Raw genomic sequence first — 21,349 nt, 5'->3', positions numbered from 1 at the left:
TTTCTTATATAATTTTGACTTTAGTTTGGTCAAAAAAGGAAAAATATGATTTTTATTGATGCTGCTTTAAGGAAATCAACTCCTTATACCCCAATTTGGATGATGCGACAAGCAGGACGATATCTCAGTGAATATAGAGAAACAAGATCTAAAGCAGGAAGTTTTTTAGATCTTTGTCAAAATGTAGAACTTGCAGCAGAGGTTACACTTCAGCCTATTGATATTTTAGATGTTGATGCAGCAATTTTATTTAGCGATATTTTGGTTGTGCCTTTTGAAATGGGACTGCCTTTGGAATTTCTTGCAGGAGAGGGACCCAAATTTGGCAAAACTATTCGCTCACAAGAGGATCTTAAACTTTTAGAAAGTGGATCTTATAAAAAGCTTGGATATGTTTATGATGCAGTAAGTTGCATTAGAGGTAAGCTTGCAAAAGATAAAGCTTTGATTGGATTTTGTGGATCACCTTGGACATTGGCAACTTATATGATTGAGGGAGAAGGAAGCAAAACCTATACGCATAGTAAAAAGATGCTTTATAGTAATCCCACACTTTTACACTCTTTGCTTGAGATGATTAGCCAAGATTTGATTGGATATCTCAAGTCTCAAATCAAGGCAGGAGCAAATGCTGTAATGGTATTTGATTCTTGGGCTTCGGCATTAGAGTTGAGTGCATATCTTAGCTTTAGTTGGGAGTATATGAAAAAAATTGCTAAAGAAATCAAAAGAGAATACCCTCATATCCCTATAATGCTTTTTCCTAAAGGTGTCGGTGCATATCTTGAATACCTAGATGGAGATTTTGATGTCTTTGGAGTGGATTGGGGAACTCCAATGAGTTTGGCAAAAGAAAAACTTGGCAAAAAGTATGTTTTACAAGGTAATCTTGAGCCTGCAAGACTTTATAATGTGGATGCCATGCTTGAAGGGGTGGAGCAAATTCTCTCTGTGATGAATGAAGGAAGGGGACATATTTTTAATCTTGGACATGGAATGATCCCTGATCTTCCAAGAGAAAATGCCATTGAGCTTGTCAAGCTTGTAAAAGAAAAAACTAAACGCTAATGCAAAATATTATCTTTGGCCCTATACATTCAAGAAGATTTGGCATCTCTTTGGGGATCGATCTTTCTCCAAGTAAAAAACAATGCAATTTTGATTGTCTTTATTGTGAGCTTGGTGGAGCGAAGACTATGGGGAAGATGGAGGAAGTTTTAGAGGTAGAACAAATCCTTGATACACTTTTTAAAAGATTAAAGAGTGGGCCAAAACTTGATGTCATTACTCTTAGCGCTAATGGTGAACCTACGCTCTATCCCCACCTTTATGAACTCATTACTAAAATCAAAGAGAAGATTGGAGGAAAATATAAAACACTCATTCTCAGTAATGGCTCTTGTTTTGGTGATCCACAAGTGCAAAAAGCACTCAAAGAATTTGATATTGTGAAATTTTCTCTTGATTGTTACTCTGCACAGTGTTTCAAAAAGCTTGATCGTCCAAACAAATCTTTAGATATTGAACAAATCAAAGAGGGGATTAAAGACTTTGCAAAAAAATATGATGGAGAGCTTGTTGCAGAGATTTTAGTTCTTAAAAATCTCAATGATAATCTTGAAGAGATGCATTTACTTGCAAATTTTATGCGTGAGGTAGGTGTGCATCGTGTAGATTTAGGAACATTAGATCGTCCTCCAGCTTATAGAATTGAGGGTGTGGATATAGAGATTTTAAAAAAGCTTTCTTTAGTGTTTGAGGGGCAATGCGTAAGTATCCCTGTAAGGAAAGAGATTACTTTGGAGCAAAAAACTCTTTTAGAGAGTGAAGAAGATGTCTTAGAGATTCTTAAAAAACGCCCAATCAGTGTGGATGAGTTTTCTGCACTCTTTGATGGAGAGCAAATCTGTAAAAAAATGTTAGAAAATGGGAAAATACAGATAAAAAAAGTTGCAAATATGAGTTTTTTTGCTCCAATATCTTGACATATAAGAATTTTTCCCCTATAATCTTAACTTTAAATTGAGCTTCGTATTCCGGATTAGCTCAGCGGTAGAGTAGGCGGCTGTTAACCGCTTGGTCGCAGGTTCGAATCCTGCATCCGGAGCCATACTTCATCTTACAGTTTATAGATTCAATCATCATTTTTAATTTTTCTTATAGTTTTTTGTAGTATCTCAAAGTCTTTTTGCAATAATCTTGACAATATAATTGTGGATAAATTAATTCAAACAAAAAAGAGAAGTAGATCAAATAGAGTTAGGATCAAGAAAGTATTTTTACGCGATAAATTTAGTGTTTCACACAAATATTAAAGAGACTATATAAAATTTTGATGATTTATGGGAGGATTTAGAGGATATATTGGAAGCTTCTGAATAAAAATAAATATCCAAATAATAAATCATAAAGTTTTTTATAAATAAATTAAGGTATAGTTAAGTTTGATTTTGTAATGATCCAATTTTAAAATTGAATACAGCGGGTTTATGATGAATGAATTTAAGAAGAAAATCAAAGATATGGATATGGATTGGTTTGAGTTTACCTACCCCTTTGCCAATAGAAAAGAGATATATCTTAGTGGTAAATATCATTATAAGTGTTTAATTCTTGGGACTTTTCCTTCTAAAGCATCAAGAGATAATGGGTATTTTTATGGAAATAAAACAAATGAGTTTTGGGAATATTTGGGGTATGTATTTGATGCTGATTTGATAAAAATGCCAAAAGAGCAAAAAGAAGACTGGATTAATAACCGAGGAATTGCTATTTATGATATTGTTGAGAGTTATGAGGGGTTTAACTGGTATTCAAATGATAAAGATTTATTTACATGTGCTCGAAATCATACATATTGCTTAGAATTTGTTGAAAATTTTTTGGATCAATATAAAGAAACAAAAATTATGTTCACCTCAAGAAAGGCTGAAAATAAATTTAAAAGTGAATTTAAGCATTGTGATTACACCTCTAGCCAATTATTTTATTTGCCTAGCCCAAGTCGATTAAATCGTTCTATGAATAGTGATGAAAAAAGAAATCAATGGCGTAATGCTTTTAAAGAAGCAAAGTTAATTCAATAGTTTATAAGGGCTATATTTCTCTTTTCCAATGAGAGATAAGATTTTGCTTCCAAAGATTTGAGAATCATCTTTAAAATATTTTTGTAAGTAGAATAGAAAGATCTAAAAAAGTGCTTAAAACCAATGAATATATTTCATTACATAGTCTGCAAAGAAAATAATTACAGCATAACGTAGGGTCTTCCCTAGTGCAATAAAGAAAATACAGCGATAAACATTGTATTTAGCTAATCCTAGAGCTAAGGTAAAGATATCACCTAAAAAAGGTAGAAATGAAAGAAAGGAGAGCAAATCCCCGTGTTGAAGACTTTTTTGTCTAAAGTATCTCACTTTGATATTGTCAATCTTTGAAAATTTCTCCAATATCTTAGTGAGTCCAAAATATCCTAGTGCGTAAGTTGTAATACTTCCCAGCACATTTCCTACACTTGCAACGATTAAGATAGTCCAAGGATTATATTTAAGTGCGATAAAAGTTGCTACAACAGCCTCTGAGGGGATGGGTAATATTGTGCTAGAAGCCATTGTTGCCAAAAAAAGTCCAATTAATCCATATTCTTCCATTAAACAATCCTTCGTTTGATAAAGGGTGAAAGTTTTGTGAGAATTTCATAAGGGATAGTTTCAAAAATCTCTGCCCACTCTCTCACATCCCTAAAAAGACAAATACGCTCCTTTTGGCTAATAGTTGAAAAACAATCCATAGACATTCTAGGAAGAATTTGCTCTCCCTCGGCACAATATAGCTTCTTTTTTGTATATTCGCTAATTCTAAAAAGTCCATCACCATAACCGAGATCATAGCTACTTACAACTCCATCATTTGGCATTTGCCAAACACCGCCATATCCTATTCTTTCTCCTTTTTTAAGCTGATGAGAGCAAATTTTATCTGCCCAAAGACTTGCAATAGGCTTAAGCTCCGCGCATAGTGGATGATTAGCACAAAGATATCCATAACCAGCAATCCCAATACGCACAAGCTCTTGAATATTTTTTTTTCTAAAAGTACCTGAAGAATTATGAAAATGAAATCTTGGCGTTGGTAAAGAATAAAATGAACATAGATCTAGGACTTGTCTTTGAACTTCAAGACTTGTATCTTCTTGCATCTTCATACATTCTCCCCCCTCATCACTGAAACCATTATGAGAGAAAACTCCAATAAGTTTCAAATTTCTTTTTGCAATGATTGCAAATGCATCTTTGAGTTGCGTAGGGTGAATTCCATTGCGATTCATTCCACAATTTATTTCAAGCTCAAACCCACGATTTGTAGAGAGATTTTTGAGTGTAGTAAGTGTTTGAACACTTTGGTAAATATTGTTTGGAGAATCATGAGAGATAGAGCCATAAAAGGCTGTGATATGTTTAAAGTCATTTTTAATTTGCAGAGCTTCAAATTCATTTTTAACAAACACACTCTCAATCCCATTCTCTCTCGCTAAGCTTGCTATTTCTCTAAGGCCATGACCATAAGCATTATCTTTAAGAACTAGAGCTAGAGTTTGTCGATTGAAGAGATGTTTGGAAATAAGATTGAGATTATGTTTAAAGTATTGAGAGTTAATTAAAACTTCTGCCATTTTTTTCCTTAATTATTGTAAAAAGAGCTTATGAGAGGGGGATTTTTCCCCCTAAAAATTATTTAAGCGTTGCGATATATTCTGCCAAAGTATTGATATCCTCATTAGAAAGATTCTTAACTTGGATAAACATTGTGTTTGCTTTTGGTGTTTTGATTGTTTTGTTCTTATAGCCAGTTAAAAGGTCAATCGCTTGTTGCTTGCTAAGCCCAGCAATTGGTTTTGGAGCTACACCTACTTTTTTACCATCAACACCATGACAAGTAGTACACTTCTTATATACTGCTGGAGCTTCTGCAAAAAGCATAGAAGCCAATCCTAGTGCAAAAATTGCAACGAACTTTTTCATACTAATTCTCCTAAAATGTTTTATTTACCTTAAGCACGAGGTAACTTTATATTTTATCGTGTTTTTGAGATAATTTTAGATTTTTATTCTTCCTTCAAAGGCTCGAGTGAGTGAAAGCTCATCAATATGATCAAGTCCAATCCCAGTAGGAACTCCTTGTGCTATTTTGCTAAAAGTAAGTGGAATTGCGCTTAATCTATCTTCAATAAAGAGCATGAGTGCATCATTGGCTAAAGAAGGAGAAAGACTAAAAATTACCTCATGGATATTATTCTTTACAATTAGTGTAATCAGTGCTTCAAAATCAACACTTTCAAGGGATTCTAATACAAAATATTTCCCAAAAAAACTATGGGTATTTTCAATAATTGCAATATCTCTTGGATGTCCGACAATACAAAGTTGGCCATTATTGCGCTCTTGATTTTGGCAGATTTGACATTCTTCTTCTTGACTTAATCCTCCACATATTGAGCATTTTTGCACATTCTCTATGGCATTTTGGATATTTTTTGCAATTTGCATTCCCAAATATTTATTTTCTACACAAAGAGTGTATGCCATTTTTTCTGCAGACTTTCTTCCAATCGAGGGAAGTTTTTCAAGAGTTTCAACAAGCAAATAAAAAGATTGAAGATTTTTAATTCTCATAACTTGGAATTGTAGCATTTGATTTTTTTCTTGAGTAAGTGTTTTTAAATTCTCCTTGTGAGTTTGCTAAAATTATATTTTTTAGAGTTTAACTTTTAATTTTTAAGGATAATGTTTTGGAAGAGTTTGATTACTATGAAGTCTTAGAAGTGAATCGTACTGCATCTGGTGATGAAATCAAAAAAGCTTTTAGAAGATTAGCAATGGCATATCACCCTGATCGTAATCCTGATAATCCACAAGCTGAAGAACAATTTAAAAAAATTAATGAAGCTTATGAGGTTTTAAGTAATGAGGAGAAGAGAGCAACTTATGATCGTTATGGAAAAGCAGGGCTTCAAGGTGTAGGGAGTAGTGGGGGGATGAGTGGATTTGGTGATATTTTTGGTGATATTTTTGAGGGCTTTTTTGGCGGTGGGAGTCGTAGAAGGAGTCAAAGAGATGATTTAACATTTCAACTTGATGTGGCACTTGCTTTCACGCTTGAGTTTAAAGAGGCAGTTTTTGGATGTAAAAAAGAGATAGAAGTCTCTTATAAAGTCGCATGTCAAGAGTGCAAGGGAAGTGGTGCTAAGAAAAAAGAAATTTGCCCAGATTGTCAAGGGCAGGGACAAATTGGAATTCGTCAAGGATTTATGACTTTTGCGCAAACTTGTCCTAGATGTCAAGGGGATGGAAAGATTGTTGTTGAGAAATGCCCTAAATGTAATGCTAAGGGTTATAAAACTCAAAAAGAAAAAATTAAGATTGATATTCCTGAAGGAGTATTTCAGGGGGCAAGAATTAGAGTTTCTCAAAAAGGGAATGAGGGCAAAAATGGTGAAAGGGGGGATTTATATATCCAAATTTCAATTAAAGATGATGAACACTTTATTAGAGATGGAGAGAATATCTATGTAGAAGTTCCTGTATTTTTCACAACAATTCTTCTAGGAGGTGGATTAAAAATTCCATCATTAAGAGGGGAATTGGAGCTTAATATTCCTGTGGGCTCAAAAGATAGAACACAATTTATTTTTGAAGGACATGGGGTGAAAAGTATCCAAGGTAATTATTATGGAGATTTGATTGCAGAAATTAAAATTGTTTATCCTAAAAAACTTACAAGTGAACAAAAAGAGCTTGCACAAAAACTTCAAGCAAGTTTTGGTGATCATAGCCAACCCCATAAAAGTACACTTAAAAAAGCATTTGATAAGGCTAAGAAATGGTTTTCAGAATTTAAAAACTAAAAATTTATAGCTAATCAATCAAATTTTTTCTTTTTAAGCTAGGAGAGTATTTGAAAATTAAAGAAATATAAGTTAAAAGCATACTCTCCAAATCTAATCTTCCAGGGGGGGGGGGGATTATTTAGCGAACCCTTACACAGGTTATACCTTTGCATGTAAGTATTGTTATGCGTGCTTGATGAAAAGATTTAGCAATCATATAGAGGAATGGGGAGAGTTTATAGATGTGAAATATTGGGAGTCTTTAAAAAATACTCAAAAATATGCCAATAAAGAGCTTTTTATTGGCTCAGTTACAGATCCTTATAATCCTCAAGAAAAAAATATCAGCGCACAAAAGCCACTTCTTGAAGAGCTTAAAGACAGTGGAATAAAGTTTAGCATTGCTACAAAATCAGATTTAACCTTATGAGATTTAGAGTTGATTAAAAGCGTTTCTCTATCAATACCCTAGATGAAAATTTTAGAAAAGATATGGATAGGGCTGTGCAGATAAAAAGGCGACTTGAGGCGATGAAGATATTCTATAATGAAGGAATTATTACAATCTGTTTCATCTCTCCCATTTTTCCACAAATTATTGATGTGGAAGCAATCATTCATGAAGTGCAAGAAGATTGTCATTTTATTTGGCTAGAAAACCTTAATCTTAGAGGAATCTATAAATTTGTGATTATGGAGTATATCCGTATCAAATACCCTCATTTTCTCTCTCTTTATCAAGAGATTTATACACAAAGCAAGATGACTGATTGGCAGTGGCTAGATTCTAAACTTAAGGCATTTGTGCAAAGTAGGGGGCTAGAGTATGTTTAAATGATGATGCTCTTATTCCACGCTCCAAACCTATTGTGGTGAATTACTTTTATCACGATCAAATCAAGAAAAACACCAAAGTTTGAAGGAAGAGAGAAAAGGAATAAGGATTGAAATAATCTCTAAAATCATTTATAATTTTTCCCTTATAACTCCTCTTAAGGATTTGGAATGTTACAAACGATAAATCTTACAATGCGATATGCAACTAAAAAACTCTTTGAAAATGTCAATATCAAGCTTGACAGTGGAAAGCGATACGGACTCATTGGTGCAAATGGTGCAGGAAAATCCACACTTTTAAAAATACTTAGTGGAGAATATGAGGCCAGTAGCGGAGAGGTGATTATCAATCCTCATGCACGTCTTGGAGTATTAGGGCAAAATCAATATGCATTTGAAGATCTTAGTCTTAAGGATGCAGTTTTAATTGGCAATAAGCGCCTTTATGATGCAGTCAAAGAAAAAGAAAAGCTCTATATGCAGGGGGATTTGAGTGATGAAAAAGTCAATGAACGGCTAGGGGAGTTAGAAATTATCTGTGCTGAAGAAGATCCAATGTATGAATATGATGTAGTGATTGAAAAGATCTTACAGGATTTAGGTTTTCCTTCCTCTAAGCATGATGAACTCATGAGCACACTTACAGGAGGAGATAAATTCAAAATCCTCCTTGCACAAGTACTTTTCCCTAAACCTGATATTCTTTTTCTTGATGAGCCTACAAATAATCTTGATCTTAGTTCTATTTCTTGGCTTGAAGAAAATCTAAAACGTCACGAAGGCACAATGGTAGTTATCAGCCATGATCGTCATTTTTTAAATGAGGTTTGTACGCATATTTTAGATGTAGATTTTGGTGGAGTAAGAGAGTTTAGTGGAAATTATGATGATTGGTATATTGCCTCAACACTAATTGCAAAGCAACAAGAAGCTGAGAGAAATAAAAAACTTAAAGAAAAAGAAGAACTTGAAAATTTTATTGCCAGGTTTAGTGCCAATGCAAGTAAGGCTAAACAAGCCACTTCACGTCAAAAACAACTTGAAAAGCTAGATATTCAAGCTTTAGCAGTGAGTTCAAGAAGAGATCCTAGCATTGTGTTTAAGCCCAAAAGAACAATTGGAAATGAGGCATTAGAATGCGAAGGGATAAGCCATTGTTATGGGGATAAAAAGGTGCTTAATGATGTGAGCTTAAAGATTTTGCCAGGGGATAAAATCGCTTTAATTGGTGCAAATGGTGTAGGTAAAAGCACACTTTGCAAAATTTTAGTAGAGGAGATAAAACCACAGTGTGGAAATGTGAAGTGGGGTGTAACTACACAAAGAGGTTATTTTCCTCAAAATGTGAGTGAGGAGATTAGGGGAGAGGAAACACTTTATGAGTGGTTAAGAGGTTTTGATAAAAAAGCAGACAGCAATGAAATTAGAAGCAATCTTGGAAGAATGCTTTTTAGTGGAGAGGAGCAAGAGAAGAGTATTAATGCCTTAAGTGGAGGAGAGAAACATCGAATGATGCTCAGTAAGCTTATGCTTGAGGGTGGAAATTTTCTTATACTCGATGAGCCTACAAACCATCTTGATCTTGAAAGTATTATTGCATTAGGTGAAGCACTCTATAAGTTTAATGGAAATGTAATTTGTGTTAGCCATGATCGAGAGCTTATTGATGCTTATGCTAATCGTATCATTGAATTAAAGTTTGGTAAAGATGGAGCAGAGGTTATTGATTTTAGAGGGAGCTATGAGGAATATTTAGAGAAAAATAAATAAGAGAGGTTATCCTCTCTTATTCTTAAGCAATTGTTGAAATTGTTGAATTTCTTTCTCTTGTGCAGAGATAATCTCATTTGCTACTTTAATGATTTCTTGATTTTTTGTATATTTTAAAACCTGTTTTGAAGCATCAATAGCACCTTGATGATGTGCAATCATTGATTGCATATAGTCTATTTCCACATCTTTTGAATCATTTTCAATCCCCATTGCTTTCATCATTTTATGCATATCTTCTTTTGCTTCTTGAGTAAAGATTTCATAGTTTGGGCTTTCTTTTTTATCTATTGTTTCAAGTAAGTGATGAAAATCTTTAATCTCTTTCTTTTGTGTTTGAATAATTTCTTGAGCAATTTTAATGAGTTCTGGATTCTTTGTATATTTTAAGAACTCTTCAGAGGAGAGAATGGCACCTTGATGGTGGGGGATCATGTTGCTAAGATAATCAATTTCAATATTTTTGCTCTCAACCCAAGGGCTACACATCATTGGTGTATGCATTAATGCATTAACTTTTTGGCTTGGCGTGTTGGCACTTTGCTTAATCATTGAGATATCGCATAGTTTATTTTGTGTATGTCCTTCATTGTGATGTGTGTGCTGTGAATGCGTAGAAGCAAATGTGAGAGAAGTCAGCAAAACTGATAAGGCTAGGGTTCTTAATTTCATTTTATATCCTTTATCTATAACTTTAGGTTATTAATATTAAAGAATCAAAATAAATTAAAATTAAATACAAACTTTTAGATTTTAGGTTAAATAGGATTTTTTTAGAGTAAAAAATCTCAAAATCCCTGTAAGTTTTTCTATAATTTAAAACTAAGAAGTTTTAAAAGGTGTGAAATGAATCAAGTTGAAATTTTAGTTTTGGACTTTGGAAGTCAATACACTCAACTTATTGCAAGAAGACTGCGCGAGTTTGGGGTTTATACTGAAATTGTTCCTTATTTTGAATCTCTGCAAAATATTAGCATTAAAAATCCTAGGGGTATTATCTTGAGTGGTGGACCAGCAAGTGTGTATGAAGAAGGGGCATATAAACCAGATGAAGGTATTTTTGAGCTAGGAATTCCAATCCTTGGGATTTGCTATGGGATGCAATACATTGCTGATTTTTTTGGAGGAAAAGTTGTACGTGCCCATGAGCAAGAATTTGGTAAAGCAGAGCTAGAGATTATTCAAGCTGAAGGTATGCTTGAGGGGATTAAGGATAAAAGCATTGTATGGATGAGTCATGCTGATAAGGTAGAGAAGATTCCACAAGGTTTTGTTGAATTAGCAAGAAGTGGAAATACACATTATTGCGCAATTGCCGACTTTACTAGAAAAATTTATGCAATTCAATATCATCCCGAGGTTGTTCATAGCGAGTGTGGGGGAGAAATGCTTAAAAACTTTGCACTCTCTATCTGTAAGTGCCAATCCAATTGGAGTATGCATAATTTTGCTCAATCAGAAATTGCAAAATTGCGTGAAATTATCAAAGAGGGAAAAGTGCTTTGTGCAGTGAGTGGTGGAGTAGATTCAAGTGTTGTAGCCACTTTACTTTATCGTGCAATTGGGGAGAGAGTCATTCCTGTATTTGTTGATCATGGATTGCTTAGGGCTGATGAGAGAGAAGCAGTAGAACAGATGTTTAGAGAAAATTTAGGTGTGCCTCTTATTACTGTGGATGCAAGAGAAATTTTCTTGAGCAAACTTAAAGGTGTGCGCGATCCTGAGATGAAGAGAAAAATTATTGGTGAAACTTTTATTGAAGTTTTTGAAGCAGAGGCAAAAAAACATAATGCTCAAGGTGAGATCAAATTCCTTGCTCAAGGCACACTCTATCCTGATGTCATTGAATCTGTGAGCGTAAAAGGTCCAAGTAAAACAATCAAATCTCATCATAATGTTGGGGGATTGCCTGACTGGATGAAATTTGAGCTTATTGAACCTCTTAGAGAGCTTTTTAAAGATGAAGTTCGTGCTTTGGGACGAGAGTTGGGAATGCCAGAAACTATGCTCATGCGCCATCCATTCCCAGGACCTGGTTTGGCAATTAGGATTATGGGTGAGGTGAATGAGGAAGATTTGGAACTTCTTAGAAAAGCTGATAGGATATTCCTTCAAGAGCTTCATAGCAGTGGGTATTATAATAGGGTATGGCAGGCATTTTGTGTGCTTTTAAATGTTAAGAGTGTCGGGGTAATGGGGGATAATCGCACTTATGATAATACAATTTGTGTGCGTGCGGTGGAAGCACTTGATGGAATGACGGCGACCTTTGCTCATCTCCCACATGAATTACTTGAAAAAATTTCTAATCGAATTATCAATGAAGTAGAGGGCATTAATCGCGTAGTCTATGATATTACAAGCAAACCCCCAGGCACGATTGAGTGGGAGTAGATTATTTTATTGTTAAGGAATAAAAATGAGTGAGCAACAAGATCAGTCTTTAAGAGCTATTGCAAATCTTGAGGGTAAAAATTTTATTGTCCCAAGTTATCAAAGAGGTTATCGTTGGGGTGAGAGGGAGATTCAAGCTTTACTGCAAGATATTTGGGATTTTACACAAATGCAGAATCAACCTGATTTTTATTGCTTACAACCTGTGGTTATGAAAAGTAATAATAAAGAATATAGAATCATTGATGGACAACAAAGGCTAACGACAATATTTTTAATCATAAAATTCCTTGAAAATAAAGATTTCTTTAATATTTCCTATGAAACTCGTCTCAAGAGCACTGATTTTTTGAAAAATATTAAAGATAAAACTCAAGAAGAAATTGAAAACATAGATTTTTACCATTTTCATAAAGCTTATGAAGTTATACAAGATTTTTTTAACAATAAAAGCATTGACAAAAATAAATTCTTAGAGATATTGCTCAATAAATGTAAAGTCCTCTGGTATGAAATAGCCCCCAAAGAAAATGAAAATGAAGTTTTTATTCGCCTGAATATTGGAAAAATCCCTTTAGTTGAAGCGGAAAATGTTAAAGCTTTATTTTTGAGCAAAAATGATAAATTAGATTCTGATGATTTAAAAGATAGGGCAGAACTTTGGTATCAAAGCGAAATTGAAGCGAGAGAAAATAGGGATTTTAGGTATTGTGTGTTAAATAAAATTAATGAGAAAGAAGATATAGAAAATAAAATCCTAAAAGATGATATCCAACGAATTGAGGCATATTTAAAATCACTTGTTCCTCCCTCAAATAATTTGTTTGAGTATTTTTACAAATGCTATAAAGATGGGACACTCAATAATCAATGGAATGAATTAGAGAACGCGATCAATACACTCTCTGGCTTTGCAAGCGGACAAGGAAATGACAAAATAGATAGAGAAATTTTCCACTATCTTGGATTTTTGATTTTAAGTGGAGAAAATATTTATTCCCTCTATAAAGAATGGAAAAATGATACCAACAAAGAATCGTTTTCACAAAGTCTTTTAAAGATGATTCAAAATAAAATTTCAAAGATTGAAAATATAGAGCAACTACGGTATAAAAAAGATGATGCAAAAATAAAAGAGATTCTCTTACTTTTTAATTTGGAATATCTTATTCGTGAGGAAAGCTCCAATGAATATTTTAAATTCAATCGTTTTGTGCTGGAGCAATGGAGTTTAGAGCATATTTACGCTCAAAATTCTAAAAGTATCAAAGAGGCTATAAAGGGTAAAAAGATTCAAAACATTATTGAGTGGCTCCAAGAAACTTTGCTATATATTGATGATACTAAACTTGAAGAGGATATTAAGAAAAGTATAGAGGAAGAGAACCTTACTGATGAATTATTTAGAAGCATTGATGAAAATTTTAAAGATGATGATACTTTACATACAATCCAAAATCTCACATTGCTTGATAAAGAGTCAAATAGTCAAATTGGTAATCAAATATTTAGTCAAAAACGCAAAGCAATACAGAAACTCGGCGAACAGGACAAACTCATTCCCATTGCTACAAGAAAAGTGTTTGAAAAAGTATTTTCTGAAAACAAGAGTAATCCTGATATTTTTGAACAAAAAGACCAAGAGGATTATCTTGCAGCCATTAAAGAGTCTTTAAAAAGATACACAAAGGAGAATAAATGAATCTCAAAGAATTGTTAGAAAAATATAGAATTGAAATTCCTATATTACAAAGAGACTATGCACAAGGCAGGAAGTCTCAAAGTAAAATCGCCAATGAGTTTCTATCTGCAATCTTTAATGTATTAAATGGTAAAAGACAATCCTTGCATATTGATTTTATTTATGGCTATCAAGAAAATGATAAATTTTTGCTCATTGATGGACAACAACGTATTACAACACTTTGGCTATTGCATTTTTATCTTTATAAAAAAGCGGGTTGTTTGGAGCAAATAAAAGATTTGTTGGCAAAGTTTTCTTATAATACTCGCAGAAGCTCTGCAAATTTTTGTAAAAATTTATTAAAAAAAGACTTTGATATAAATGAAAAACCAAGCGAAGCCATCAGAAATAAAGGTGGAGAGTTTGAGAAAGCAGAAAATCTCAATAATGACCCTACCATTAAAGCAATGTTAAATATGCTTGATTGGATTTTTGAAGAAGTTAAGAGCAAAAGAGAGATTAAAAAACTTGCAGAAAACTTAGATAGTATAACCTTTTATTTATTTGATATGGGAAAATTTGAACTTGGTGAAGAGCTATATATCAAAATGAATGCAAGAGGCAAACAGCTTAGTAAATATGAAAACCTTAAATCATTCATTGAAAAAGATTCTAAAATCTCTAAAGAACAAAAACTTTTAGAGAGTATGGATACGAATTGGAGTGATTATTTTTTTGATAGTAAAAATACAGAAAAGTTTGATGCGCGAGGGTGTAATTTTCTCCATTATGCTACTCTCTTTTTTGCATTGGAAAATAAAGAAATAGAATCTAAAGACATTAAAGAAGCTATTGAAAATCCCAACCAACCCATAAATGAATTTTATGAACCTTTGCAAAATGTTGAAAACATCAAATTACTTGATAGAGTGGTAAGCTTGTGTAGTTTACTTGATACTTTAGAAATTAAAGAGGTTGTAAAAATAAAGGATTCCTCCTTTTTTGATAAAATATTGAGTTATCCAGATATTTGCTATTTTTTCTCTATTTTATTTTTTGTAAAAGAAAATAGAGAGGTAGAGAATATTGATAAATCTGCATTTAATGATTATTTAAGAGTGAGTAGGCATTTTATTGAAAATCATCGTCTTGATAACCCAGAAGAGCATATATCCTCATTTTTTAGGCTTTTTAAACATCTTTCACAAGGATATGAAAATATCTATCAATTCTTGATAGACAATCCTATCTATGAATTTCATAAAAATATTTATACTTTAGAAGTAAAAAAAGCAAAACTAATTTTGGATAGTCGTGAGGGAGGAGAAAATTGGGAGAAAATACTTAACCAAACAAGTGAGCATAAAATTTTAAAAGGTTGGGTGGATTTCCTCCTTGATTTTAGCGATGAAAAGTTTGATTTTAAATCTTATAGTGAAGAATCCGAATTTTTAAAACAACCAAACCTACATAAATTTCAGCAATATGCGGATATAACAATGCAAATTTTAGATAAGGAGGGATTTTTAGATAAGAATCTTACACTTTTTCAAAGAGCTTTTCTATGTATAGGGAATTTTAGCTTTTATAGCACGAACTGGTTTTATGGAAATTCCCCTGCTGATATTTTTAGAGATAGGGAAGCCTTAAATTGGATTCTTAAAGGAAACAGAAACAATTTAAGATTACCGTATTTCAAGAATTTTTTAGATGATTTATTGAAGTCTAAAGGTGAAAATTTGGTTGATAAAATGCGAGAAATAATCAAACAAACTGATTTGTCACAAAAAGAATGGTGGGAGCAACTTTTAATTGGAGAGCCAGCACTATTTGACTTTCTTAATGAGAGAAAAGAGGTTTTTCAAAGATATTCTAGAATTCGATATTTTGATAATATCAATAAAGTTGAACTTTTACCTGGTTTAAGAAATACAACAAATGTAAAAGATTTACTTGATTACAGTTTCTGTTGCTATTGCAAAGATAAGGGTTTAAAAGTTTCGGAGTATGAATGCAGTGAGAAACAATATGGAGATAAATTTGAGTTATTATCACATTTTTCTTTAGATAATATGAAAGTTTTATGCAATAGTATGGAATCCAAGATTTACTTTGATGATAAAGAATATCCAATCAATCTTGAAAAAGGTAACAATATTTTTAATGAGTTTGGTAGAATTTTAAAGCTAAATTAGAGCATATCCTTATCAGTCCAAATAATATAAGAGAAATAGATTCTATCAAATGGGATAGGTTGAAAAAAGTCTTTAGTGTAGACGAGCAAGAAAAAATTATAGAATCCTTGCTTGATTTTGATTTTTTTCCTATCAAGGATTTCTGTATTGCTTATTTAAGGGGTGATAAGAGTGTAATAAAATTCTATTACCATAACTAGAGTTTATGAGAAATTAAGAGAAATAAAATTGTGTCAAATTTATAAAATTTCTTATAGCAAAAATCCATCATCAAATAGATAGCTTTTTAAGCACTAATAGTGGTATTTTGGAAATATTGATTTATGATTTGAGAACTTTTCAAGTTAAAATCCTATCTTCATTTTGATCAAAGGAGTACCTTGGAATCTTTGCTTAATCAAACTCTTGATATCTGTGGTTTAAAGCTCCTTTCTCAGGTAGAAGATGAGAGTATTGCATTGGCATTCTTTGATCCTCAATATCGCGGTGTATTAGATAAAATGAGATATGGCAATGAGGGAGAAAGGCAAAAAGGAAGGCACACACTTATTCAGATGAGTGAAGAAGTGATTGTAAATTTTATTGCCCAGATTCATCGCACCCTTAAAAGCAGTGCTTATTTAATGCTTTGGATTGATAAGTTTCACTTGTGTGAGGGAATCCAAGAGTGGCTAGAGGATACAACCTTTCAAAGTGTGGATTTGATCACTTGGGATAAGGGGAGAATGGGGATGGGGTATCGCACAAGACGTCAGAGTGAATATTTGCTTGTTTTGCAAAAAAAACCCATAAAGGCTAAGGACACTTGGAACTCTCATAATATTCGTGATGTATGGAGTGAGAGGCTCTCTAAAGAAGAAATAATACTTCATCCTCACAGTAAGCCTAGGGGATTGCAAAAAGCTTTAATCCTTTCTTGCACACAAGAGGGAGATATCGTTTTAGATCCTGCAGCAGGGGGGTTTAGTGTCTTAAAATGTTGCCAAGAGGTGAAAAGGAATTTTTTGGGTACAAATCTTAAAATATAAGTGTCAGACAAATATTGGCACTTTATATCTTAAGTGCTAGATTTTATTAATAATTCCCCTTATAAGGAGATTAAGTGAGAGTAGGGATATTTAAAAAGACTTTGATTTTACTGGTGATTTATCAAATTTTAAATGCACAAGAAGATTTGCTCCACCCTATTCAAGCTTCAAAAGAAAAATCTCAAGAACATACACCCTTCCTTCCTCTTTATAAAAAACATTATCTTGGAGTAATTAGCCAAAATGATGCTTATTTTAATTCTGTGATTGATCGCTACTATACAGCTGGACAAGGAATATTGTATAGTTCGCCTGAAGGAGATTATGGGTTGCTAGGGGATATTGGCTTGATTAAAGGAAATACCTCTTTTTCAGTTGCAATTAATCAAAGCATTTATACTCCAGTTGATAAATTTGCATCAATACCAGCAATTGGTGATCATCCTTATGCAGGGTATCTTAATCTTGGTTTTGCACTTCATCATCGCACCCAAAATTTCCTTGAAACTTTGGGTGTAAGGTTTGGGGTGAGTGGAAAATATTCTTTTGCACAAGAAGCACAAAACGGGATTCATGCTTTAATGAATTTAAGACTTTCAAATGGCTGGGACACACAAATTGGCGATGAAGTGATTCTTAATCTCTCTTATGAGCTTGCTTACCGCTATGGGCTATTTTATAGTCATTATTTTGATATTGATGTGATTCCTTCACTTGAGTTAGCTTTTGGAAATGCCAATGTCTTTGCAAAGCTCGGAGGGATATTTAGAATGGGTTATAATCTTAAGACTACATTTTTACCTCAAGGAATTGCTGGAGAGAATTGGGGATTTGAAAGTGGGAGAGTGTATAGCGATGGAGTGGGAGTATATGGTTTTGCAGGAATATATGGATCTTATGTAGGGCATAATCTATTCATTCAGGGTAATGTGTTTGGATCCAGTGCCTATCCCATTAACACACAATTAGAAAATTTTGTTGGTTCTGTTGTGGGTGGATTTTCAATTGTTTCAGGAGTGATGAGCTTTACTTATCAGATTATTTACAGCAGTAAGGAGTTTAAAACTCAAGATGGATCACATGCAATAGGAAGTTTTGCGTTTTCTTGCAGTTTTTGACCACCCCCAAGAGGGTGGATAATCTTAGAATAGATTTAAAACAGCCTGATAATTTGGCTCAGTTGTAATCTCTGGAACAACTTCTTGATAGATAATTTTTCCTTCTGGATCAATGACAATTACAGCACGAGTGAGAAGCCCCTTTAAAGCAGTATCATTAATGAGTAATCCGTATTTTTCTCCAAATTCTTTGTTTCTAAAATCACTTAAAACAGTAAGATTTTCAATTCCCTCAGTTGAGCAAAATCTTCCTTGTGCAAAGGGTAAATCCATACTGATGACAAATACCTCTGCATTTGGAAGTTTTGAAGCTTCAGTATTGAATTTTTTTGTTTGCATTGCACAAACACCTGTATCAAGGCTTGGTACAACATTGATGATTTGATATTTTTCACTCACACCACCAACTTTAACTTCATTTAAATCTTTGCCCGGTAGAGTAACCTCTGGTGCATTTTCGCCAATATTTAAAATATTTCCTACAAGACTAACGGGATTTCCTTGAAAAGTTGGTTTCATTTTGCTTCCTTTATAATATTAAAGATATTTTTGTCTGCGAAGACTCTAGTAATGTAGCAAAAAAGTATATATTTTTAGATAAATTTTCAAAGTCAAAGAAAAAAATCAGGAGAAGAAAATGAGTGTTAAAGACAGCAATGGAAATGAGCTTAATGCTGGGGATAATGTGCAAATTATTAAAGATTTAAAAGTTAAAGGATGTTCTGCAATTCTTAAACGAGGTGCTGTTGTTAAAAATATTCGTCTTACAAATAAAGAAGATGAAATTGAAGGAAGAGTAGAGAAATCGGGTGTAATTGTGCTTAAAACTTGTTTCTTGAAAAAAATCTGAAAAGGATTTAGTTTTGGCTCAAATCATTATTGTTGGATATCAAAATTATGATTTTGCCAAAAGTCTTGTTGTAGGAGAAATTCTTTATAAAGATTTTTGTTTAGATGTACAAGTTTTTGATGGCTTAATTTTTACTTCAAAAAATGCGATTCTTTCTTTAGAAAAAAATTCCATAAAATATCCTCAAATGCAGAGGTGGAGATCTATCCCTGCATATGTTATAGGCCAATCAAGTGCGAAGATGTTGCAAAATCTTGGTGGTAATCTTGCATACATTTCTTCTAATGCACATGGAAAAGAATTTGCAAATGAGCTATCTCAGCTTTTAGATAAGAGAAAAAAGTATGCTTATTTTAGAGCCTACAAGATTGTTTCAAATTTGGATAAAGAGTTAAGAGAAAGAGATTTTTGTGTTCATTCTATTGTTTCTTATCAGAGTGTTCCTGCAAATTTAAGTCAAACAGATCTTCCACCCAAGGGAAGTGTTTTACTTTTCACTTCACCCAGTGCTTATCACTTTTTTCTACAAAAATTTCAATGGGATGAGAGTTATAGAGCAGTTGCTTTAGGAAAAACTACATTTAATGCTTTTAGACAAGGAATTAAAGCAGAAATTTTGCAAATTCAAGAGATCTATAAAGCCACACTTTTTTTGCAAGAAAAATTTAAAGAGGGCTAAAAAAATTAAAATATATTTCCTTTTTTCATTGTAGAATTTTGCATTACGCACGTTTTGGGGTTTTTAAGCCATGTCAAGAGGTGGTATCAAATTTATCGCAAAGGAAGATATGATGAAAAAAGTATTAATTAGTTCTATTCTAGCTAGTATGATGTGTGCTACAATGGCAACTGCTGAAGTTTATGCAACAGTTGATGGACAAAAAATTACTGATAAGGATATGGATTTCTTTAAGCAAGTCATTCCAGGATTTAATTTCGAAAAGCTTTCAAAGCAAGATAAGGAAATGGCAATTAATCAACTCATTGAAAGAAAACTTGCTTTAATTGCAGCAAAAAAAGACAATATTGAAAAAGATAAAGAATACAAAGAAGCTTTGCAGATTATTAAATCAAATCTTGCAATTGATTTATGGGTAAAGCAACTCCAACAAAATATCGCAAAAACAATTAAGGTTTCTCAAGAAGATGCTCAAAAGTTTTATGATGCAAATAAAGCTCTTTTTATTGATCAGCAAGCGCAAGTAAGACAAATTGTTGTCAAGACGAAAGAAGAGGCAGACAAGATTATCGCTGAACTTAGTGGTAAAAAAGGCGATGCACTTCAACAACTCTTTATTAAACTTGCAAATGAAAAATCAATTGATGCTGGAACTCAAAAAAGTCAAAATGGAGGAGATCTTGGAACTGTAAATCGTAATCAAATGTTGCCACAATTTACTGAAGCTGTCTTTGGTCTAGCTCCACAATCCATTACAACAACCCCAATTCAAACAGAAGCCGGATATCATATTATCTATCTACAAAGTAAAACAGAAGCTAAGACAGTGCCATTTGATCAAGCACAAAGTGCAATCCAAAATAATCTTAAAGCCCAGCTTGTAGAGCAAAAGATTAGAGAAAAAATGAAGTTGATGAGAGAGAAGGCAAAAGTTAAAATTGAGCCAATCAAATAAATTCTCATAATTTAAAAAGGAGAGAAAATGCTTGTTTCTGGAAATGAGATTTTAATCCCTGCTCATGAACAGGGATATGGTGTAGGTGCATTTAATTTTGTAAATCTTGAAATGCTTAAAAGTATTTTCCAGGCAGCTTGTGAAGTTTCTTCTCCAATTATTGTGCAGGCAAGTGAGGGGGCAATTAAATATATGGGTCTTGATATTGCTGTTTCACTTGTGAATGCATTTGCTCAAAAATATCCCCATATTCCTGTTGCTCTTCATTTAGATCATGGCACAAGCTTTGAGAGTTGTAAAAGTGCAATTGATGCTGGTTTTACCTCTGTGATGATTGATGCATCTCATCATTGCTTTGAAGAAAATATGGCAATGACAAAAGAAGTTGTGCAATATGCTCATCGTTTTGGTGTAAGTGTTGAAGCGGAATTGGGGAGATTAATGGGGATTGAGGATAATATCTCAGTGGATGAGAAAGATGCAACTTTAGTCAATCCTAAAGAAGCAGAAGTTTTTGTAAAAGAAACAGGGGTAGACTTCTTGGCTCCAGCAATTGGAACAAGTCACGGTGCTTTCAAGTTTAAAGGTGAGCCAAAGCTTGACTTTGAACGTTTAAGCGAAGTTAAAAGATTGACAAAAATTCCTCTTGTTTTGCATGGTGCAAGTGCAATTCCCCAAAATGTTAGAGAAAACTTTCTTTTAAGTGGTGGTGACCTTAAGGGGAGTAGAGGAGTACCCTTTGCATTTTTGCAAGAAGCTGTGAAGGGGGGAATTAATAAAATTAATACCGATACAGACCTTAGAATTGCTTTTATTGCTGAAGTGAGAAAGGTGGCTAATGATAATAACTCAGAATTTGATTTAAGAAAGTTTTTTTCACCAGCAATGAATGCAGTAGAAGAGGTCATTAAAGAAAGAATGCAACTTCTTGGAAGTGCAGGAAAAATCTAAAT

At 33.2% G+C, this 21,349-nt stretch carries 23 protein-coding genes and 1 tRNA gene; 18 read left to right on the top strand and 6 right to left on the bottom strand.

Features of this window, described 5'->3' with window-relative positions; all coding sequences use genetic code 11:
• The first annotated feature begins 45 nt into the window (after positions 1-45).
• The 4 genes from hemE (at position 46) to CQA62_RS03345 (ending at position 3,086) form a co-directional block, all read left to right on the top strand.
• Positions 46-1,068, top strand: coding sequence for a uroporphyrinogen decarboxylase (hemE, locus tag CQA62_RS03360; RefSeq protein ID WP_104724222.1), 1,023 nt, complete (start codon positions 46-48; stop codon positions 1,066-1,068).
• Entirely contained in the window at positions 1,068-1,985 is a 918-nt protein-coding gene (locus CQA62_RS03355; protein ID WP_104724224.1) for a radical SAM protein, read from the top strand. Before hemE ends, CQA62_RS03355 begins: the two co-directional genes overlap by 1 nt.
• Positions 1,986-2,035: 50 nt before the next feature.
• A tRNA-Asn gene (locus CQA62_RS03350) sits at positions 2,036-2,110 on the top strand.
• 382 nt (positions 2,111-2,492) lie between these two features.
• Positions 2,493-3,086, top strand: a complete 594-nt coding sequence (locus tag CQA62_RS03345; RefSeq protein ID WP_158653679.1) for a uracil-DNA glycosylase family protein — start codon at positions 2,493-2,495, stop codon at positions 3,084-3,086.
• A gap of 114 nt (positions 3,087-3,200) precedes the next feature.
• Here CQA62_RS03345 and CQA62_RS03340 read toward each other — a convergent pair whose 3' ends face one another.
• The 4 genes from CQA62_RS03340 to recR form a co-directional block, all read right to left on the bottom strand.
• Complete coding sequence (locus tag CQA62_RS03340; protein ID WP_104724228.1) at positions 3,201-3,650, bottom strand: YqaA family protein; 450 nt, start codon at positions 3,648-3,650, stop codon at positions 3,201-3,203.
• Positions 3,650-4,672 (bottom strand): alanine racemase, encoded by a 1,023-nt coding sequence (locus tag CQA62_RS03335; protein WP_104724230.1) that lies wholly within the window; start codon positions 4,670-4,672, stop codon positions 3,650-3,652. Before CQA62_RS03335 ends, CQA62_RS03340 begins: the two co-directional genes overlap by 1 nt.
• Before the next feature lie 58 nt (positions 4,673-4,730).
• The gene (locus tag CQA62_RS03330) at positions 4,731-5,021 is read right to left on the bottom strand and encodes a c-type cytochrome (protein WP_104724232.1); all 291 of its coding nucleotides are present in this window, start codon (positions 5,019-5,021) and stop codon (positions 4,731-4,733) included.
• A 75-nt stretch (positions 5,022-5,096) separates the two neighbouring features.
• Positions 5,097-5,690: a recombination mediator RecR gene (gene recR, locus CQA62_RS03325; RefSeq protein WP_104724234.1), complete on the bottom strand. Its 594-nt coding sequence runs from the start codon at positions 5,688-5,690 to the stop codon at positions 5,097-5,099.
• A gap of 98 nt (positions 5,691-5,788) precedes the next feature.
• Between recR and dnaJ the strand changes: the two genes are divergently transcribed.
• The 4 genes from dnaJ (at position 5,789) to CQA62_RS03310 (ending at position 9,493) form a co-directional block, all read left to right on the top strand.
• Positions 5,789-6,904: a molecular chaperone DnaJ gene (gene dnaJ / locus CQA62_RS03320; protein ID WP_104724236.1), complete on the top strand. Its 1,116-nt coding sequence runs from the start codon at positions 5,789-5,791 to the stop codon at positions 6,902-6,904.
• A 178-nt stretch (positions 6,905-7,082) separates the two neighbouring features.
• On the top strand, positions 7,083-7,316 hold the full coding sequence (locus CQA62_RS07020; protein ID WP_232006802.1) for a hypothetical protein: 234 nt from the start codon (positions 7,083-7,085) through the stop codon (positions 7,314-7,316).
• Positions 7,317-7,417: 101 nt separating this feature from the next.
• Entirely contained in the window at positions 7,418-7,720 is a 303-nt protein-coding gene (locus CQA62_RS07015; protein WP_233704137.1) for a hypothetical protein, read from the top strand.
• A 171-nt stretch (positions 7,721-7,891) separates the two neighbouring features.
• Positions 7,892-9,493 (top strand): ABC-F family ATP-binding cassette domain-containing protein, encoded by a 1,602-nt coding sequence (locus CQA62_RS03310; RefSeq protein ID WP_104724238.1) that lies wholly within the window; start codon positions 7,892-7,894, stop codon positions 9,491-9,493.
• A 6-nt stretch (positions 9,494-9,499) separates the two neighbouring features.
• On the opposite strand, the gene CQA62_RS03305 is transcribed toward CQA62_RS03310, so the two are convergent.
• Positions 9,500-10,165 carry a DUF305 domain-containing protein gene (locus tag CQA62_RS03305; RefSeq protein WP_104724240.1) on the bottom strand — a complete coding sequence of 222 codons (666 nt, stop codon included), beginning with the start codon at positions 10,163-10,165 and terminating at the stop codon, positions 9,500-9,502.
• Positions 10,166-10,339: 174 nt separating this feature from the next.
• Between CQA62_RS03305 and guaA the strand changes: the two genes are divergently transcribed.
• The 6 genes from guaA (at position 10,340) to CQA62_RS03275 (ending at position 17,912) form a co-directional block, all read left to right on the top strand.
• Entirely contained in the window at positions 10,340-11,887 is a 1,548-nt protein-coding gene (guaA, locus tag CQA62_RS03300) for a glutamine-hydrolyzing GMP synthase (RefSeq protein ID WP_104724242.1), read from the top strand.
• 25 nt (positions 11,888-11,912) lie between these two features.
• Positions 11,913-13,589, top strand: a complete 1,677-nt coding sequence (locus tag CQA62_RS03295) for a DUF262 domain-containing protein (RefSeq protein WP_104724244.1) — start codon at positions 11,913-11,915, stop codon at positions 13,587-13,589.
• The gene (locus CQA62_RS03290; protein WP_104724246.1) at positions 13,586-15,766 is read left to right on the top strand and encodes a DUF262 domain-containing protein; all 2,181 of its coding nucleotides are present in this window, start codon (positions 13,586-13,588) and stop codon (positions 15,764-15,766) included. Before CQA62_RS03295 ends, CQA62_RS03290 begins: the two co-directional genes overlap by 4 nt.
• 5 nt (positions 15,767-15,771) lie before the next feature.
• A complete protein-coding gene (locus CQA62_RS07075) occupies positions 15,772-15,966 on the top strand; it encodes a hypothetical protein (RefSeq protein ID WP_104724248.1) in 195 nt (64 codons plus the stop codon).
• A 189-nt stretch (positions 15,967-16,155) separates the two neighbouring features.
• Positions 16,156-16,794, top strand: a complete 639-nt coding sequence (locus CQA62_RS03280) for a DNA-methyltransferase (RefSeq protein ID WP_104724637.1) — start codon at positions 16,156-16,158, stop codon at positions 16,792-16,794.
• 74 nt (positions 16,795-16,868) lie between these two features.
• The gene (locus CQA62_RS03275) at positions 16,869-17,912 is read left to right on the top strand and encodes a lipid A deacylase LpxR family protein (RefSeq protein WP_104724250.1); all 1,044 of its coding nucleotides are present in this window, start codon (positions 16,869-16,871) and stop codon (positions 17,910-17,912) included.
• 24 nt (positions 17,913-17,936) lie between these two features.
• On the opposite strand, the gene tpx is transcribed toward CQA62_RS03275, so the two are convergent.
• Entirely contained in the window at positions 17,937-18,431 is a 495-nt protein-coding gene (gene tpx / locus CQA62_RS03270) for a thiol peroxidase (RefSeq protein ID WP_104724252.1), read from the bottom strand.
• A 118-nt stretch (positions 18,432-18,549) separates the two neighbouring features.
• Between tpx and CQA62_RS03265 the strand changes: the two genes are divergently transcribed.
• From CQA62_RS03265 to CQA62_RS03250, 4 genes are all read left to right on the top strand, one after another.
• Entirely contained in the window at positions 18,550-18,762 is a 213-nt protein-coding gene (locus CQA62_RS03265; RefSeq protein WP_104724254.1) for an alkylphosphonate utilization protein, read from the top strand.
• Positions 18,763-18,775: 13 nt separating this feature from the next.
• Entirely contained in the window at positions 18,776-19,441 is a 666-nt protein-coding gene (locus tag CQA62_RS03260) for a uroporphyrinogen-III synthase (protein ID WP_104724256.1), read from the top strand.
• 112 nt (positions 19,442-19,553) lie between these two features.
• Positions 19,554-20,396, top strand: a complete 843-nt coding sequence (locus tag CQA62_RS03255) for a peptidylprolyl isomerase (protein WP_158653680.1) — start codon at positions 19,554-19,556, stop codon at positions 20,394-20,396.
• A gap of 27 nt (positions 20,397-20,423) precedes the next feature.
• Positions 20,424-21,347: a class II fructose-bisphosphate aldolase gene (locus tag CQA62_RS03250; RefSeq protein WP_104724260.1), complete on the top strand. Its 924-nt coding sequence runs from the start codon at positions 20,424-20,426 to the stop codon at positions 21,345-21,347.
• Positions 21,348-21,349: the final 2 nt, after the last annotated feature.

Source organism: Helicobacter cholecystus, from assembly GCF_003364215.1.
Lineage (GTDB): Bacteria > Campylobacterota > Campylobacteria > Campylobacterales > Helicobacteraceae > Helicobacter_G > Helicobacter_G cholecystus.
This window is presented reverse-complemented; position numbering and strand designations above follow the sequence as displayed.